Source organism: Pseudomonas mercuritolerans, assembly GCF_025706525.1.
GTDB lineage: Bacteria > Pseudomonadota > Gammaproteobacteria > Pseudomonadales > Pseudomonadaceae > Aquipseudomonas > Aquipseudomonas mercuritolerans.
The window spans coordinates 72,852-88,109 of record NZ_JAMSHA010000012.1 but is presented as its reverse complement, the minus strand read 5'-3'; the positions used below and the strand labels follow the sequence as shown (position 1 = coordinate 88,109).

At 61.7% G+C, this 15,258-nt stretch carries 11 protein-coding genes and 1 tRNA gene; 10 read left to right on the top strand and 2 right to left on the bottom strand.

Annotation, left to right across the window (positions count from 1 at the left end):
* Positions 1-90 precede the first annotated feature (90 nt).
* The 6 genes from ND528_RS27120 to pgaD all read left to right on the top strand — a co-directional run bounded on the left by ND528_RS27120 (position 91) and on the right by pgaD (position 9,092).
* Positions 91-726: a hypothetical protein gene (locus tag ND528_RS27120; RefSeq protein ID WP_024011125.1), complete on the top strand. Its 636-nt coding sequence runs from the start codon at positions 91-93 to the stop codon at positions 724-726.
* A 249-nt stretch (positions 727-975) separates the two neighbouring features.
* Entirely contained in the window at positions 976-2,481 is a 1,506-nt protein-coding gene (locus ND528_RS27115; protein ID WP_016772258.1) for a YdgA family protein, read from the top strand.
* A 236-nt stretch (positions 2,482-2,717) separates the two neighbouring features.
* A complete protein-coding gene (gene pgaA / locus ND528_RS27110; protein WP_263471652.1) occupies positions 2,718-5,198 on the top strand; it encodes a poly-beta-1,6 N-acetyl-D-glucosamine export porin PgaA in 2,481 nt (826 codons plus the stop codon).
* A 12-nt stretch (positions 5,199-5,210) separates the two neighbouring features.
* The gene (gene pgaB / locus ND528_RS27105) at positions 5,211-7,208 is read left to right on the top strand and encodes a poly-beta-1,6-N-acetyl-D-glucosamine N-deacetylase PgaB (RefSeq protein ID WP_263471651.1); all 1,998 of its coding nucleotides are present in this window, start codon (positions 5,211-5,213) and stop codon (positions 7,206-7,208) included.
* Position 7,209: 1 nt separating this feature from the next.
* Complete coding sequence (pgaC, locus tag ND528_RS27100) at positions 7,210-8,565, top strand: poly-beta-1,6-N-acetyl-D-glucosamine synthase (protein ID WP_056786973.1); 1,356 nt, start codon at positions 7,210-7,212, stop codon at positions 8,563-8,565.
* On the top strand, positions 8,562-9,092 hold the full coding sequence (pgaD, locus tag ND528_RS27095) for a poly-beta-1,6-N-acetyl-D-glucosamine biosynthesis protein PgaD (protein ID WP_123444120.1): 531 nt from the start codon (positions 8,562-8,564) through the stop codon (positions 9,090-9,092). Before pgaC ends, pgaD begins: the two co-directional genes overlap by 4 nt.
* Positions 9,093-9,210: 118 nt before the next feature.
* On the opposite strand, the gene ND528_RS27090 is transcribed toward pgaD, so the two are convergent.
* Positions 9,211-10,734 (bottom strand): FAD-dependent oxidoreductase, encoded by a 1,524-nt coding sequence (locus ND528_RS27090; RefSeq protein WP_263471650.1) that lies wholly within the window; start codon positions 10,732-10,734, stop codon positions 9,211-9,213.
* Positions 10,735-10,872: 138 nt separating this feature from the next.
* Here ND528_RS27090 and ND528_RS27085 point away from each other — a divergent pair, with 138 nt between their 5' ends.
* Entirely contained in the window at positions 10,873-11,433 is a 561-nt protein-coding gene (locus ND528_RS27085; protein ID WP_263471649.1) for a YbhB/YbcL family Raf kinase inhibitor-like protein, read from the top strand.
* 46 nt (positions 11,434-11,479) lie between these two features.
* Positions 11,480-11,749, top strand: coding sequence for a hypothetical protein (locus ND528_RS27080; RefSeq protein WP_263471648.1), 270 nt, complete (start codon positions 11,480-11,482; stop codon positions 11,747-11,749).
* A 77-nt stretch (positions 11,750-11,826) separates the two neighbouring features.
* Here the strand turns inward: ND528_RS27080 and ND528_RS27075 are convergent.
* Positions 11,827-11,903 (bottom strand) — tRNA-Arg (locus tag ND528_RS27075).
* Positions 11,904-12,335: 432 nt separating this feature from the next.
* On the opposite strand from ND528_RS27075, the gene gabD reads away from it, so the two are divergent.
* Positions 12,336-13,778 (top strand): NADP-dependent succinate-semialdehyde dehydrogenase, encoded by a 1,443-nt coding sequence (gene gabD / locus ND528_RS27070; RefSeq protein WP_024011131.1) that lies wholly within the window; start codon positions 12,336-12,338, stop codon positions 13,776-13,778.
* 185 nt (positions 13,779-13,963) lie between these two features.
* Positions 13,964-15,241, top strand: coding sequence for a 4-aminobutyrate--2-oxoglutarate transaminase (gabT, locus tag ND528_RS27065; RefSeq protein WP_016772251.1), 1,278 nt, complete (start codon positions 13,964-13,966; stop codon positions 15,239-15,241).
* Positions 15,242-15,258: the final 17 nt, after the last annotated feature.

Here is a 15,258-nt window from a genome sequence, read left to right as displayed (position 1 = left end):
CGTTGCTATGCTTTGAAGTGTTGGAGGGGCGCCCCATGCCAAGCGCTCCTGCAATGCACATTGCTCGTGCTGGCCCAGGGGAAACCAATAATGAAAAACCCTTACGCTCTCGGCTTCTGGTGCGCTCTGGTCGCACTGGTGCTGCTCTCGGCCACGTATTTCTACGGGATCATGCTGGCCCACCAGATCGACACGGCGATGATCTTCCTCGACAGCGCCGTTGCGCTGATCGCGGTGATGGCGATCGTCGTCGTCGCGTGGACCTCGATTCAGCTGCAACGGGTCAAGAAGCGCCAGCTCGAACGGGGCAAGATGCTCGTGCTGATCTGGGACACCAAAGTCGCCCTGCGCCGGGTTGAAACCGTGTTCGACCGCTACTTCTGGGGCAGTTACTGGCAGCCCGGGCGAACCTTCGCCGAAGTCATGGGCGAGCTCACCGGCACGCCGCTGGAAAAAAGCCTCGAAGCCCTGAAGAAGCAATGCCTGGAACTCGACAAGCAGATCGCCGATGACGGCTGGCACTGGCTGAACAACGCCCGCGAGCTGTCCGACGTCGCCACGGCCATGGCCCGCGAACGCTATCAGCTGGATTTCTGCGATGTCCGGGCGGATACCACCGGCGGAGCGGTGATCGATCGTGACTTCGAAGTGCTGGTGTATACCTGGACGGCGCGGCTGAAGAGTTTTGATCATCAACTGGATGAAATCGAAGTCCAGTATTCCTGAAATCAAAAGATCGCAGCCTTCGGCAGCTCCTACAGGAGAATCGCATTCCAAATGTAGGAGCTGCCGAAGGCCGCGATCTTTTTGCTCTCCCAAGTGTCCATAGACACTCTTTAACCTTTAAACATTGGGCCGTCGCCCGCGCCCGGTGCTAATCTCCACCGCTTAATTGCGCACAGTCGAGCCGCGACCCGATCCCGGGTTCAAGGAAGACGACTTCACCCACAGCCACGGAAACCGATCAGGTCATTCATGAATAAATCAGCAGGCGTGCTTCTCGGAATTGTTGTTGCCATTGGCGCGATCAGCGCAGGCGGGGCCTGGTACACCGGGACCAAGATCGAAGGCGTACTGAACAACGCCGTGACCAACGCCAACAAAGAGTTGCAGACCGCCATGGCCGGCTCCAACGGCACCGCGTCGCTGGAACTGGTATCGCTGGAACGCCACACCTTCACCAGCACCGCGCACTATCGCCTCAAGGGCGAAGGCGAGATGTTCGGCGATGCGCCGGTCGAGCTGCTGTTCGTCGACCACATCGAACACGGCCCGCTGCCGTTTTCGCGTCTGGTTTCGCTGAAGTGGCTGCCGGTCATGGCCACCAGCAACTACGAGCTGGAAAAGAGCCCGTCCACGGAAAAATGGTTCGCCGCCACCAACGGCGCCGCGCCGCTCAAGGGCGTGACCAACATCGGCTACGACGAATCGACCACCAGCACTTTGAATCTGGTGCCGTTCGAAACCGCGCTGGATGAGCAATCGAGCCTGAAGTTTTCCGGTCTGAGCATGGACATCGCCGCCAGCGCCCAGGCGCAGAAGGTCAAGGCCGACGGTTACATGGACAATCTGAAACTGGTCACCGTGTCGGAAGACCAGGCGCCGGTGCAGGTCGAGCTCAACGGCCTGACCCTGGCCAGCAACCTCGCCAAGAGCAGCTACGGCTACTACACCGGGGAAAACACCCTGGAAGTGACCAGCAGCAAAACCACCTTCGGCGCCAAGCCGATGGTGCTGGGCGTGAAGAACTTCGAAATGAAGAACCGCACCGAAGAAAGCGGCAGCAACGCCTCGGGGCGTGCCGACTACAAAATCGGCGAAGTGACGCTCAACGACAAGAAAGTCGGTTCGGCGGCCATGGCCATGAGCCTGAAGAACCTCGACATTCCGTCGACCATGTCGCTGATGCAGATCTACCAGACCAAATTGCAGCCGTATGAAAAAGCTGCCGCCGAGGCCGCTGCGCAGGGGTTGCCGGCACCGGAGCTGAATCTGACCGAAGCGGAAAACGCCCAGGTCAAAGCCGATCTGCAGAAGCTGCTGGCTGCCGGCCCGCAACTGGCGCTGGAGAACCTGTCGTTCAACACCGCCAACGGTGAAAGCCGCGCCAATCTGGTGATCGACCTGACCAAACCGCAATCGATGGATCTGCCGCCGGATCAACTCGGCAAGCAGCTGATCGCGCTGCTCGACCTGAACATTCAGGTGTCCAAGCCGATGCTCGTCGATCTGCTCAGCGTGCAGGCGCAGCTCGATGGCCAGACTGACGCCAAAGCCATCGTCGATCAGTCCAAGGAAGCGGCGGACATGTTCGCCGGCATGGCGGTCGGCTCGCAATTGGCTGTCGCCGACGGCACCAACGTGGTGACCAAACTGCATTACGCGGCCAATCAGGTCGAATTCAACGGCCAGAAGATGACCGTCGAGCAGTTCATCGGCTTTCTCATGAGCAAGTTTGCCGGCGTCACCCAAGAGCAATAAGCCCACCGCGCGCCCTCCAGACGCCCGGCCCCTGTGTAAACAGGCGCCGGGCGTTTTGCTGTGCGGGTTTTGTACAGACAGGCCGATTCTGAACAATTATTGCGTTGTGAAAATTCGACTACGCTTGCGTGCAGACTGCCTCACCAAGCTTGGCCGAGGGCTGTCATCGTCGGCCACCGTTACGAATGGGCAAGGAGGGCATTGCGACCCGGCTGGCCATGTAAGGATGCTGACAAATGCCGCGTATTGATGGCCCTGTATTACATCGTGGTTTGCGCCCTTTGTTCCGATTCGCCCTGTGCAGCCAGTTGCTCTGGCCAGTGCTGGCGTTGGCCGACACACCCTACGACGAGATGGTGCGCGATGCCCGCGCCGGGCACTACACGCCTGCGCTGACGGTTTTGCGTCAGGTGCCGCCGGGCCAGGCCAGCGACGGCCAGGTCAGCGATCACCTGCAAATCGCCAGTTGGGCCGGGCTCGATGCCGAAGTGGTCAAGGTCTATGAAACCCAGGGTCGCGACCGCGTCCTGCCGGTGCAGGCACTGACCGCCGCCGCGCGTGCCTATCGCAACCTCAAGCGCTGGGATCAGGCCACCCAGGTCTACAACAAAGCGCTGGCGCTGGAGCCGGACAACGCCGACCTGCAACTGGGCCTCGCGCTGACTCAGGCCGATGCCGGCAAGCCCGATCAGGCCGTCACCCGCGCCCAGGCGCTGGTTGCCGCCAAACCCGATGATCCTTCCCGCCGCCTCGCCTTGGGCTACGCCCTCGGTCGCGCCGGCAAACAGTACGACGCATTGTTTGAATTTGATCAGGCGTTTATCCGTGCCGGCAACAAACCGGAAGTCGCCCGTGAGTACGTGGTCGCGCTGCAAAAGGCCCGTCTGCCTGAACCGGCGCTGCGTCTGGCCAGTCAACGTCCCGGCCTGATTGATCCGGTGACCTTGCGCCGGCTCGAAGGCGATCTCGCCGCCGAACGCGTGCGCCTTGCCGAACTGGCCACCCGCAGCGAAAAGGAACGCTATGTCATCGCCGACCGCGCGCTGGCCGATTACGACAAACTGCTCGCAACCTGGACGCCCGACGCCACTGCCCACGATGACGTGACGCGCTGGCGCATCGACCGTATGGGCGCGCTCAAGGCCCGTGCGCGCACCGCCGACGTGATCAGCGAATACCAGAAACTGCAAGCCGAAGGCGTGGAGATTCCGACCTACGCCCTGCGCTGGGTAGCGGCGTCTTATCTGGATCAGCGCGAGCCTGAGATTGCTACCGATCTGTATCGCCAGGTGCTTTCGGCGCCGGACGCCGATGTCGGTGATCGCCTCGAAGACACCACTGCGCTGTACTACTCGCTGCTGGAAAGCGACCGCGCCGATGAGGCGCGCAAGGTCGCCGAAGACGCAGCGAAAGCCCAGCGACCGCGCGTCGAGCTCAAGGGCTTGCCGATCGGCAACCCTAACGACGAATGGATGGACGCCCAGCAGCTCGCGGCGCAGGCCGGCACCTACGGTTCCGACCTGCCCCACGGCGAGGAGCGCCTGCAGACTCTGGTCGAGCAGGCACCGGGCAACCTTGGCTTGCGTCTGGCCCAGGCCGATCTCTACCTCGCCCGCCAGATGCCGCGCCGCGCGGAAAGCCAGCTCAAGGAAACCGAGAGCATGGCCCCGCGCGATGCCGGCCTGGAGGTCGCTCAGGCGCGCACCGCGATGGAGTTGCAGGAGTGGCGGCAGAACGATGCGCTGGTCGACGATGTGGTCGCGCGTTATCCGGACAACCGCCAGGTGCAGCGCCTGGCCCGCGAACGGGAAGTGCATGACATGGCCGAACTGCGCGTCGAAGCCTACGGCGGCAAGGCCAACGGTGGCGGCAGCGGCGATGCCGGTGCGGTCAGCGGCAGCCGTGATTTCGGTATCCAGAGCACGTTGTACAGCCCACCGATCAACGAAGACTGGCGCGTGTTTGCCGGCGCCGGTTATGCCACCGGTGATTTCGCCGAAGGCACCGGCCACCATCGCTTCCAGCGTGTCGGCCTGGAACGGCGCACCCGTGACATGACCCTCGAAGCCGAGGTGTCGAATCACGATTACGGCTTCGGTGACAAACAGGGCGCGCGCCTGGCGATTGCCCGCGACATCAACGATCACTGGCAATACGGCGGCAGCCTCGAATACCTCTCGGCGGAAACCCCGCTGCGCGCGCTCAACAGCGACATCAAGGCCAACGGCGGCAGTGCGTTCCTGCGCTGGCGCGCCAACGAAAGCCGCGAGTGGCGCGTGTCGGTCAGCCCATCGCACTTCAGCGATGGCAACAACCGCGTCGAAGCCTTGGTGACCGGGCGCGAGGGCATCTACACCGCGCCGAACATTCAGGTCGACGCCGGCCTGGAAGTTGGCACCAGCCACAACTCGAAATCCGACGACGTGCCGTACTTCAACCCCAAGTCGGACTTCAGCGTGATGCCGCTGGTCAACGTCAACCACGTGCTCTACCACCGCTACGAGACTTCCTGGAGCCAGCAATTCCAGGCCGGCGCGGGCACTTACAGCCAGCGCGACCACGGCACCGGCGGCATGGCGTTGCTCGGTTACGGCCAACGGTACGCCTGGAACGACGTGTTCGATGTGGGCGGCATGTTCAGTGTGATCAACCGGCCTTACGACGGTGATCGGGAAACTGATCTGCGTCTGCTCGTCGACCTCACTTTCCGCTTCTAGAAGAGTTTGAAGATGCCTTTTATCTCGCGTTTCATCCTTCTGCTGGGAGCGCTGCTGATCAGCGCCTGCGCCCAGCAAGCCCCGGCCTTCGCGCCGCCCTCCGAGCGCCCGGCCGCGGCCAGTGAACAACCGTGGCCAAAAAACCATGTGCTCGGCATTGCCTACCACGATGTCGAAGACCGTGATCCCGATCAGGCCGTGGTGGCGGTGCGCACCGAGCGCATGATCGAGCAGCTCGCCTGGCTGCGCGAGAACGGCTACAAACCAGTGACCGTCGACCAGATCATGGCCGCGCGTAACGGTGGCCCGGAGCTGCCGGCGAAAGCGGTGCTGCTCAGTTTCGACGACGGTTACGCCAGCTTCTATACCCGCGTGCTGCCGGTGCTGCGCGCCTACAACTGGCCAGCCTTGCTGGCGCCGGTGGGTACCTGGATCGACACGCCGCTCAATCAACCGGTGGATTTTGCCGGCACGCCGCGTAACCGTGACAACTTCCTGACCTGGCAGCAGATCCGCGAAATCTCCAAGTCCGGGTTGGTAGAGATCGCCGCTCACACCGATGCCAACCACAAAGGCATCCTTGCCAACCCGCAGGGCAACCTGCAGCCGGCCGCCGCGACCCGGCGTTATGACCCGGTGACCAAGCGCTATGAATCCGAAGCCGATTTCCAGGCACGCATTCGTACCGACGTGAAGAACATTTCCGAGAAGATCCGCAAGGCCACTGGTTACAAACCACGCGTCTGGGTCTGGCCGTACGGCACCGCCGACGGTACATCGCTGGCCGTGGTCGGCGAGGAGGGCTATGAAATGGCCCTGACGCTGGACGACGGCCTCGACACCCTCGATAACCTGATGAGCGGGCCGCGCTTCCTCGTCGCGTCCGATCCTGACGGCGAGCATTTCGCCAACAGCATCGTTTCGGTGCAGGCCGAAGGGCCGATGCGCGTGGTGCATGTCGATCTCGACAACGTCTACGACCCGGACCCGGCCCAGCAGGACATCAACCTCGGCAAACTGGTGCAGCGCATGGCTGACCTCGGCGCCAGTACGGTGTTCCTGCAAGCCTTCGCCGATCCCAAGGGCGATGGTCTGGTGCATTCGCTGTACTTCCCCAACCGCCACCTGCCGATGCGCGCCGACCTGTTCGACCGCGTCGCCTGGCAGTTGCGCACCCGTGCTCATGTGAAGGTCTTTGCGTGGATGCCGGTGCTGAGTTTCGAGCTGGATTCGAAGCTGCCGCGGGTGACTCGCTGGGACCCGAAAACCGCCACAACGTCGGTCGACCCGAAGCAGTACAAACGTCTCTCGCCGTTCAATCCTGAAGTACGCAAGATCATCGGTGAAATCTATGAAGACGTGGCGCGGCTGACCTCGGTCGACGGCATTCTCTACCACGACGATGCGGTGCTTTCGGATTTCGAAGACGCCAGCCCGGATGCCCTGAAGGCCTACGCCGCTCAAGGTCTGCCGGGTTCGATTGCCGCGCTGCGCGACGATCCGGCAGCGATGCAACGCTGGACGCGTTTCAAGAGCCGCTACCTGATCGACTTCACCAACGAACTGACCGCGAAGGTCCGTGCGATTCGCGGCCCGCAAGTGCTGACCGCGCGCAACATCTTCGCTGAGCCGATGCTCAATCCCGACAGCGAAGCGTGGTTCGCGCAGAACCTCGATGACTTCCTCGCCACCTACGACTGGACGGCGCCGATGGCCATGCCATTGATGGAAAAACAGACGCTGGCCGAGTCCGGCCCATGGCTGGAAGAACTGGTCGCCACGGTGAAGAAACGCCCCGGCGCACTCAACCGCACCGTGTTCGAATTGCAGGCGCGTGACTGGAACCAGAAGGATCAGGCCGATATCGACGCCGTGCATCTGGCGGACTGGATGGGCCGGCTCAAGCGTCAGGGCGCGACCAGTTTCGGTTACTACCCGGACAACTTCCTCGACAACCTGCCAGACCTGAAAACCGTAAGGCCTGCACTCTCCAACAAATGGAATCCATAACATGCTGGATAGACTGTTAGCCCTGCTTGTTCTGGCGATTGTCCTTGGCGTTCCGCTGGGGCTGATCTTCCTGGTGACCGGCCAGTTCCTGATGTCGTTCGTGTTCTTCTACCCACTGTTCATGTCCGGGTTGTGGATCGCTGGCGGCCTGTATTTCTGGCTGCACTGGGAGCGTCACTGGCCATGGCAGGACGACACGCTGCCGCCGCCGCTGGAAGGCGAGCCGCTGATTTCGATCCTGATTCCTTGCTACAACGAAGGCGATAACGCTGCCGATACCATTTACGCGGCACTGGCCCAGCACTACCCGAACATCGAAGTGATCGCGATCAACGACGGCTCCAAGGACAACACCGCCGAAGTGCTCGATGCGCTGGCCAAGGAAGATCCGCGACTGCGGGTTCTGCATCTGGCGGAAAACCAGGGCAAGGCTGTGGCTCTGCGCATGGGCGCGATCGCTGCGCGCAGCGAGTATCTGGTGTGCATCGACGGCGACGCCTTGCTGGCCCCGAACACTGCGGCTTATCTGGTCGCGCCGATGCTGGATAACGCACGCCTTGGCGCCGTGACCGGCAACCCGCGCATCCGCACGCGTTCGACCTTGATCGGGCGGGTGCAGGTCGGCGAGTTCTCCTCGATCATCGGCCTGATCAAACGTACGCAGCGGGTGTTCGGACGCATCTTCACCGTCTCCGGTGTGATCGTCGCGTTCCGCCGCACCGCGCTGAACCGGGTCGGCTACTGGAGCCCGGACATGATCACCGAAGACATCGACATCAGCTGGAAGCTGCAACTCGATCACTGGAGCATCTTCTACGAACCGCGCGCCCTGTGCTGGATCCTCATGCCGGAAACCCTCGGTGGCCTGTGGAAGCAGCGTCTGCGCTGGGCTCAGGGCGGTGCCGAAGTGCTGTTCAAGAACATTCGCGGCATCTGGCAGTACCGCCATCGCTACCTGTGGCCGCTGTTGTTCGAATACTGCCTGTCCACCGGTTGGGCGTTCACTTTCCTGCTGTCGGTGATTTTCTGGGGCATGGGCAAGTTCATGGTCATGCCCGACGCGATCGCCGTCGATCACCTGATGCCGCCGGCCTTCACCGGTCTGTTGCTGGCGTTCGTCTGCCTGGTGCAGTTCGCTGTCAGCATCATCATCGATCGACGCTATGAACCGGGTCTGGGCAAGACCATGTTCTGGGTGGTCTGGTATCCGTTGGTGTTCTGGCTCGTCAGTCTGCTGACCACCCTGGTCAGTTTCCCCAAGGTGTTGTTCAGCCAACACAAAAAACGCGCGCGCTGGGTCAGTCCTGATCGGGGTATCAAACCGCTGGGCGACGACCAGGAGGAAGTCATCAAATGAAAATTATCCGGACTCGCCAACGGCCCTTTCTGGTGGTGATCGACGTGATCCTCACCGTCCTGGCCTGGGTTGGCCTGCTGTTCCTGCTGGTGCGCGGACTATGGCCATTGATCGAAACCAGCGGCGGCCCGCGTATCGATCATTCGGCGTTCGATGCCCTGGGCACCTTGCAAGTTTATATGTGGGTGGCGCTGGTCAACGCGGTGATCCTGATCGGCTGGGCACGTTATCAACAACGCAAAAGCCGCAGCTTCGCCCAGCGCCGTTTGCCGTCACCGGTGATTGGCGATGAAGGTCTGAGCAAGAGTTTCAAGCTGTGCGATGAGCGTTTCCAGAAACTGCGCACGCCGGGGGTGATGACCATTCACAACGACCAGGATGGCGACATCAGCCATGTGGAAACGCATTTCTGGCCGCTTCAGCAGCAAGCACTACCGGCGCCGCTGGCACCCCTGGAGCATCCACGGGTGATCTTTCTGCATGCCGAAGAAGACGACAGTCGCGAGCCGGTGAAGCGCCTGACCTGATCTCCACGCGGCCTGTGTAGGAGCTGCCGAGGGCTGCGATCTTTTGATTTTGCTTATGTAAAAACAAGATCAAGAGATCGCAGCCTCGTTGCACTCGTCAGCTCCTACAGGACCGGTGTCAGGCCTGGATCAGCGTCCAGGCCTCTTTCATCCGCAAAGGTTGCTTCATTCGCTCGGCCAGCAGCGCCATTGCGCGTTGCTTGTCGCAGGCCACCGCCGCAACGACGATGCCGTCTTTTGCGAACAGGCCAATGAACGGCGGCTGTTCCGGCTCACCGCTGAACTCGACCTCGTCCCACTCCTGCGCGTGACCGAGATAGTCGTAGTTCTTGCCGAAGTGGTAGGTCCAGAAAAACGGCACATCCAGATAATGTTCCTCGTCACCGAGCATGTTGGCCGCAGCGATGCGCGCGTGTTGCTGGGCCAGGCGCCAATGCTCGATACGGGTTGGCTGGCCGCTCAACGGGAACGTGGCGATATCACCGATGGCCCACAAGCCATCGCTGACGCGCATGCCGTCATCGACACGCAACGATTGGTCTTCTTCCTTGGGCAATGATTCGAAAGGTTCAGTGGCCGGGTGAACGCCGACGCCGGCGAGAACCAGATCCGCTGCCAAGCGCAGACCGTTGTCGAGCAGCACGCCCTCGACCTTGTCCTCACCAAGGATCTGCGTAGCCTCGTGTTCGCTGATGAACTTCACCCCGTGCTCTTCGTGCAGGGCGCGAATCGCCTTGCCCACGGCCTCGCCGAATTGTTTGGCAAACGGGACTGGGTGGCGTGCCAGCACGGTGACGTCGAGGCCGAACTCGCGCAGGGCTGACGCGCATTCGAGAGCAATAAAACTGTCGCCGATGATCACCGCGCGCTGGCCCGGTTGAGCGGCGTTGATGATCTGTTCAGCCTGTGCTTTCGAACGCAGGACGAAGACGTTGGCCAGCCCGGCACCAGGCAGCTTCAACGGATTGGGCGCGCCACCGGTGGCGAGTACAGCGGCGTCGTAGCGCAGGATGCCGCCGTTGTGCAGATGAAGCGTTTTGCCTGGGGCGTCGAGTGAAGTCACTTCGCCTTGCACGCGCTCAATCCGTTGCGCTTGATAGAACGCCTCATCGCGCAGCGGCGGCACTTCTTTCGGCGACATCTCCCCGGCGAGAACAAATTTGCTCAGCACCGTGCGGTCGTAGCCGGCATCCGGTTCGCCGTCGACCAGCACGATGCGTCCGCCGAAACCCTTCTCCCGTAGCGCCGCCGCGCAAGCCGTGCCCGCCGCCCCGGCGCCGACCACCACGAACGTTCTTGGGTCGTCAGCGGGCGGGGTGTGCGGATCGGGCAGGGGCTGGTCATCGACCCAGACTTCATCGCCGCGCAACTCCAGCGGATAGCGCTTGAGACTGTCCAGCGATGGCGGCTCGCACAGGCCACCGTCCTCGGCGCGGTACGCGGCCTTGTGCCAGGGGCAGATCAACCTGCCGTGACACAACGCCCCCTCGGCCAACGGTGCGCTGGCATGTGGACACAGGCCCTGAAACGCCCGCAACTCGCCGTTGGCACGCAGCAGGACGATCTTGCAGTCGCCGATTTCGACTTGCAGGCCACGGTCTTGCGGGACATCGGCGAAACGGGCGACACGGTGCAGGGACATCTTCGGCTTCCTCGCAGGCTTTTTCTTGTGAGTTGGCGCTGCGGCGCGAGGTTCAGCCATTTGCTACTGCCAAGGCACGAACGGTACAGCTATAGTTTGCGGGCCGACGACGGCCTCACTGCACAAGGTGCTCCCGGAATGACCCGATTGACCTCTCTCAACCCATGGCTGGCGGCCATCGCCGTGACCCTTTGCGTGCAGTTCCCGGCACAGGCCCAGGAGCGCTTCACCCTGAGCATCCCCGGCGTGTCGGATAACCGTCTGTTCACCTCGGCAGCGGCAAGTGACGCACCCGGTTGCGGCGGCAAGAACCAGTCGCCGGCGCTGAGCTGGAACGCCGGCCCGGCCGGGACCCAGAGCTACGCCATCGTCATGCACGACCCGGATGGCCAGAAAGGCCTGGGCGTCGATCACTGGATTCACTACGGCATCAAACCCACCACCCACCAGATCGCGGCCGGCGTCGGTGCCAAATCCGCCCTCGAAGGCGTCGGCGGCACCAACAGCAAAGGCAACACCCATTACATGGGCCCATGCCCGCCAGTGGGCGATAGCGCGCACCACTACATCATCCAGATCTACGCCCTCGACCTCGCCCCGGACGCCATGCCGGCTGGCCTGACCCGCGCCGAGCTGATGGAAAAAATCAAAGGCCATGTGCTGCGCAACAGCAGCGCGGTGCGCCGTTATCACCGCTGAGGTTCGGCCGCTCTCGGGCGGCTGACTGCCCTGATTCTCCAGCCATTTGGCATTGCCCCGCGAAAACGCGCACTATCGAGCCATTGCCAATGCGCTGGAGGACACCGTGGCAGCAAAAATCGACCGCATCGCCCAGCTACTCAACTGCCCGGAAAAGGGCGAACAAATGCGGCGTGCAGTAACCGAGACACGTAAGGAATTTCTGCTGAATCAGCCGGAAGAAGACCTCGTTGAAGAAGACGAGGTGTTTGACGAGGTTGAGGAGGAGGGGGATGACGACGATGAATATGACGAGTTTGACTGGACGACGGAGTGACGGCGTTCCAGCGATCTTGTCATCGCCCACAAAAAAGCCCCGGACCATCACAGTCCGGGGCTTTCTCGTTTGATTCATGGTGCACCAGGCGGGATTCGAACCCACGACCCCTGCCTTCGGAGGGCAGTACTCTATCCAGCTGAGCTACTGGTGCAGCGGGCGACATCATACCTAGGTCGGCTCAGGGCGTCCATGCCGGGTTTGGCGGGTTTTGTCAGTGTGCGTGTCGGCGCAAAATCGCTGCATTCCTTAAAGCGGTAACGTCCTGCAAAACCCTCGCTTGGCGCTTTGCCGGGGTTGATCTAAGGTTTTTCCTGCGGCACGGGTTTTCGGTGCGTTGATCTGAAAAGCGGCATTTTTGTTCTTTTTTTCGAACGACCTATTGTCCTTTACCCCCTTTGAACCTACGATCCGTTTGAGATTTCAAACGCTCTTTGGCGGGTTTTGCAGCGCAGGTGCGCCCGGTCGTGCACTGTTGATGCGCCACAATCCGTTCACTGATTTCCCTGACGGCAGCCTTGCGAGGCGCCTTTCTACAATCATAATTTGCTCCGCGCAGGCCGCGGTGCTGTTAAGGAAAGCCGACATGCAGCTTAAAGACACCCAGTTGTTCCGCCAGCAAGCCTTCATCGATGGCGCTTGGGTCGATGCCGACAACGGTCAGACGATCAAGGTCAACAACCCGGCCACCGGCGAAATCCTCGGCACCGTGCCGAAGATGGGCGCCGCTGAAACCCGCCGTGCCATTGAAGCCGCCGACAAGGCGCTGCCGGCCTGGCGTGCACTGACCGCCAAGGAGCGTGCCGGCAAGCTGCGTCGCTGGTTCGAACTGATGATCGAGAACCAGGACGACCTCGCGCGCCTGATGACCCTCGAGCAGGGCAAGCCGCTGGCCGAAGCCAAGGGCGAAATCGTTTACGCCGCATCGTTCATCGAGTGGTTCGCCGAAGAAGCCAAGCGCATCTACGGTGATGTGATTCCGGGCCATCAGCCGGACAAGCGCCTGATCGTGATCAAGCAACCGATCGGCGTCACCGCTGCGATCACTCCGTGGAACTTCCCGGCAGCAATGATCACTCGCAAGGCCGGCCCAGCACTGGCCGCCGGTTGCACCATGGTGCTCAAGCCGGCTTCGCAAACTCCCTTTTCCGCTTTCGCCCTGGCCGAACTGGCTCAGCGCGCGGGCATTCCTGCGGGCGTGTTCAGCGTGGTGTCCGGCAGCGCCGGCGACATCGGCAGCGAGCTGACCAGCAACCCGATCGTGCGCAAACTGTCCTTCACCGGCTCGACCGAAATCGGTCGCCAGTTGATGGCCGAATGCGCCAAGGACATCAAAAAAGTCTCGCTGGAACTGGGTGGCAACGCGCCGTTCATCGTGTTCGACGACGCCGATCTGGATAAGGCCGTCGAAGGCGCGATCATTTCCAAGTACCGCAACAACGGTCAGACCTGCGTCTGCGCCAACCGTCTGTACATTCAGGACGCGGTCTACGATGCGTTCGCCGAGAAGCTGAAAGTGGCTGTGGCCAAACTGAAGATCGGCAACGGTCTGGAAGATGGCACCACCACCGGCCCGCTGATCGACGAAAAGGCTGTGGCCAAGGTTCAGGAACACATCGCTGATGCCGTGAGCAAAGGCGCCACCGTATTGGCGGGCGGCAAGGCGATGGAAGGCAACTTCTTCGAGCCGACCATCCTGACCAACGTGCCGAAAAACGCGGCCGTGGCCAAGGAAGAAACCTTTGGTCCGCTGGCGCCGCTGTTCCGCTTCAAGGACGAAGCCGAAGTGATCGCCATGTCCAACGACACCGAATTCGGTCTGGCTTCTTACTTCTACGCGCGTGACCTCGGCCGTGTGTTCCGTGTCGCCGAAGCGCTGGAATACGGCATGGTCGGCGTCAACACCGGGCTGATCTCCAACGAAGTCGCGCCGTTCGGCGGCATCAAGGCTTCGGGCCTGGGCCGTGAAGGCTCCAAGTACGGCATCGAAGATTATCTGGAAATCAAATACCTCTGCCTGGGCATCTAAGCCGGGAAAGGGATCGCTGCAAACGCAAAGGGCACGAGAGCGCTGTCCCTTTGCGTCGTTTCAAACAGGAATTTTCTCTGCGGCCAGGAACGCCGTGGCAGTCGATCATCGCATGCTGCCACCGCTGATTCCTCCCGCTTCATCCTTGAACCACGCCGCCCGATGAGCGGCGAATGAGGACTGTAATGAGCAAGACTAACGCTGAACTGATGGCCCGCCGCACCAATGCCGTACCTCGTGGTGTTGGCCAGATTCACCCGATCTTCGCCGAGTCGGCGAAGAACGCCACCGTGACCGACGTTGAAGGTCGCGAGTTCATCGACTTCGCCGGCGGCATCGCCGTACTGAACACCGGCCACGTGCACCCGAAAATCATCGCCGCCGTGACTGAACAGCTGAACAAGCTGACCCACACCTGCTTCCAGGTGCTGGCTTACGAACCGTACGTTGAGCTGTGCGAAAAAATCAACGCCAAGGTTCCGGGTGACTTCGCCAAGAAAACCCTGCTGGTTACCACCGGTTCCGAAGCGGTGGAAAACGCCGTGAAGATCGCCCGTGCCGCTACTGGCCGTGCCGGCGTGATCGCGTTCACCGGCGCTTACCACGGTCGTACCATGATGACTTTGGGTCTGACCGGTAAAGTCGTGCCGTACTCGGCCGGCATGGGCCTGATGCCAGGCGGCATCTTCCGCGCGCTGTACCCGAACGAACTGCACGGCGTGAGCATCGACGACTCGATCGCTTCCATCGAGCGCATCTTCAAGAACGACGCCGAGCCGAAAGACATCGCTGCGATCATCATCGAGCCGGTGCAGGGCGAAGGTGGTTTCTACGTCGCGCCGAAAGAATTCATGAAGCGTCTGCGCGCTTTGTGCGACCAGCACGGCATTCTGCTGATCGCTGACGAAGTGCAGACCGGCGCTGGCCGCACTGGCACCTTCTTCGCCATGGAACAAATGGGCGTTGCCGCCGACCTGACCACCTTCGCCAAGTCCATCGCTGGCGGCTTCCCGCTGGCCGGCGTATGCGGCAAAGCCGAATACATGGACGCCATTGCTCCGGGCGGCCTGGGCGGCACCTACGCCGGTAGCCCGATCGCTTGCGCCGCTGCGCTGGCAGTCATGGAAGTGTTTGAAGAAGAGCAACTGCTGGACCGCTGCAAGGCTGTCGGCGAGCGCCTGGTCACCGGTTTGAAGGCGATTCAGGCCAAGTACCCGGTGATCGGTGAAGTGCGTGCGCTGGGCGCAATGATCGCGGTCGAGCTGTTCGAAAACGGCGACAGCCACAAGCCGAACCCGACTGCCGTGGCTGCTGTGGTGGCCAAGGCGCGTGACAAGGGCCTGATCCTGCTGTCCTGCGGCACTTACGGTAACGTGCTGCGTGTGCTGGTTCCGCTGACGTCGCCAGACGAGCAACTGGACAAAGGCCTGGCGATCATCGAAGAGTGCTTCTCTGAACTCTGATCCGCTCGTGTGACCCG

What these genes read in the sequence shown, in the direction of transcription:
- pgaC (WP_056786973.1), top strand. Translation starts at nt 7,210, where the DNA reads ATGCTGGATAGACTGTTAGCCCTGCTTGTTCTGGCGATTGTCCTTGGC.
- gabT (WP_016772251.1), top strand. Translation starts at nt 13,964, where the DNA reads ATGAGCAAGACTAACGCTGAACTGATGGCCCGCCGCACCAATGCCGTA.
- pgaA (WP_263471652.1), top strand. Translation starts at nt 2,718, where the DNA reads ATGCCGCGTATTGATGGCCCTGTATTACATCGTGGTTTGCGCCCTTTG.
- ND528_RS27115 (WP_016772258.1), top strand. Translation starts at nt 976, where the DNA reads ATGAATAAATCAGCAGGCGTGCTTCTCGGAATTGTTGTTGCCATTGGC.
- pgaD (WP_123444120.1), top strand. Translation starts at nt 8,562, where the DNA reads ATGAAAATTATCCGGACTCGCCAACGGCCCTTTCTGGTGGTGATCGAC.
- ND528_RS27090 (WP_263471650.1), bottom strand. Translation starts at nt 10,734, where the DNA reads ATGTCCCTGCACCGTGTCGCCCGTTTCGCCGATGTCCCGCAAGACCGT.
- pgaB (WP_263471651.1), top strand. Translation starts at nt 5,211, where the DNA reads ATGCCTTTTATCTCGCGTTTCATCCTTCTGCTGGGAGCGCTGCTGATC.
- gabD (WP_024011131.1), top strand. Translation starts at nt 12,336, where the DNA reads ATGCAGCTTAAAGACACCCAGTTGTTCCGCCAGCAAGCCTTCATCGAT.
- ND528_RS27120 (WP_024011125.1), top strand. Translation starts at nt 91, where the DNA reads ATGAAAAACCCTTACGCTCTCGGCTTCTGGTGCGCTCTGGTCGCACTG.
- ND528_RS27085 (WP_263471649.1), top strand. Translation starts at nt 10,873, where the DNA reads ATGACCCGATTGACCTCTCTCAACCCATGGCTGGCGGCCATCGCCGTG.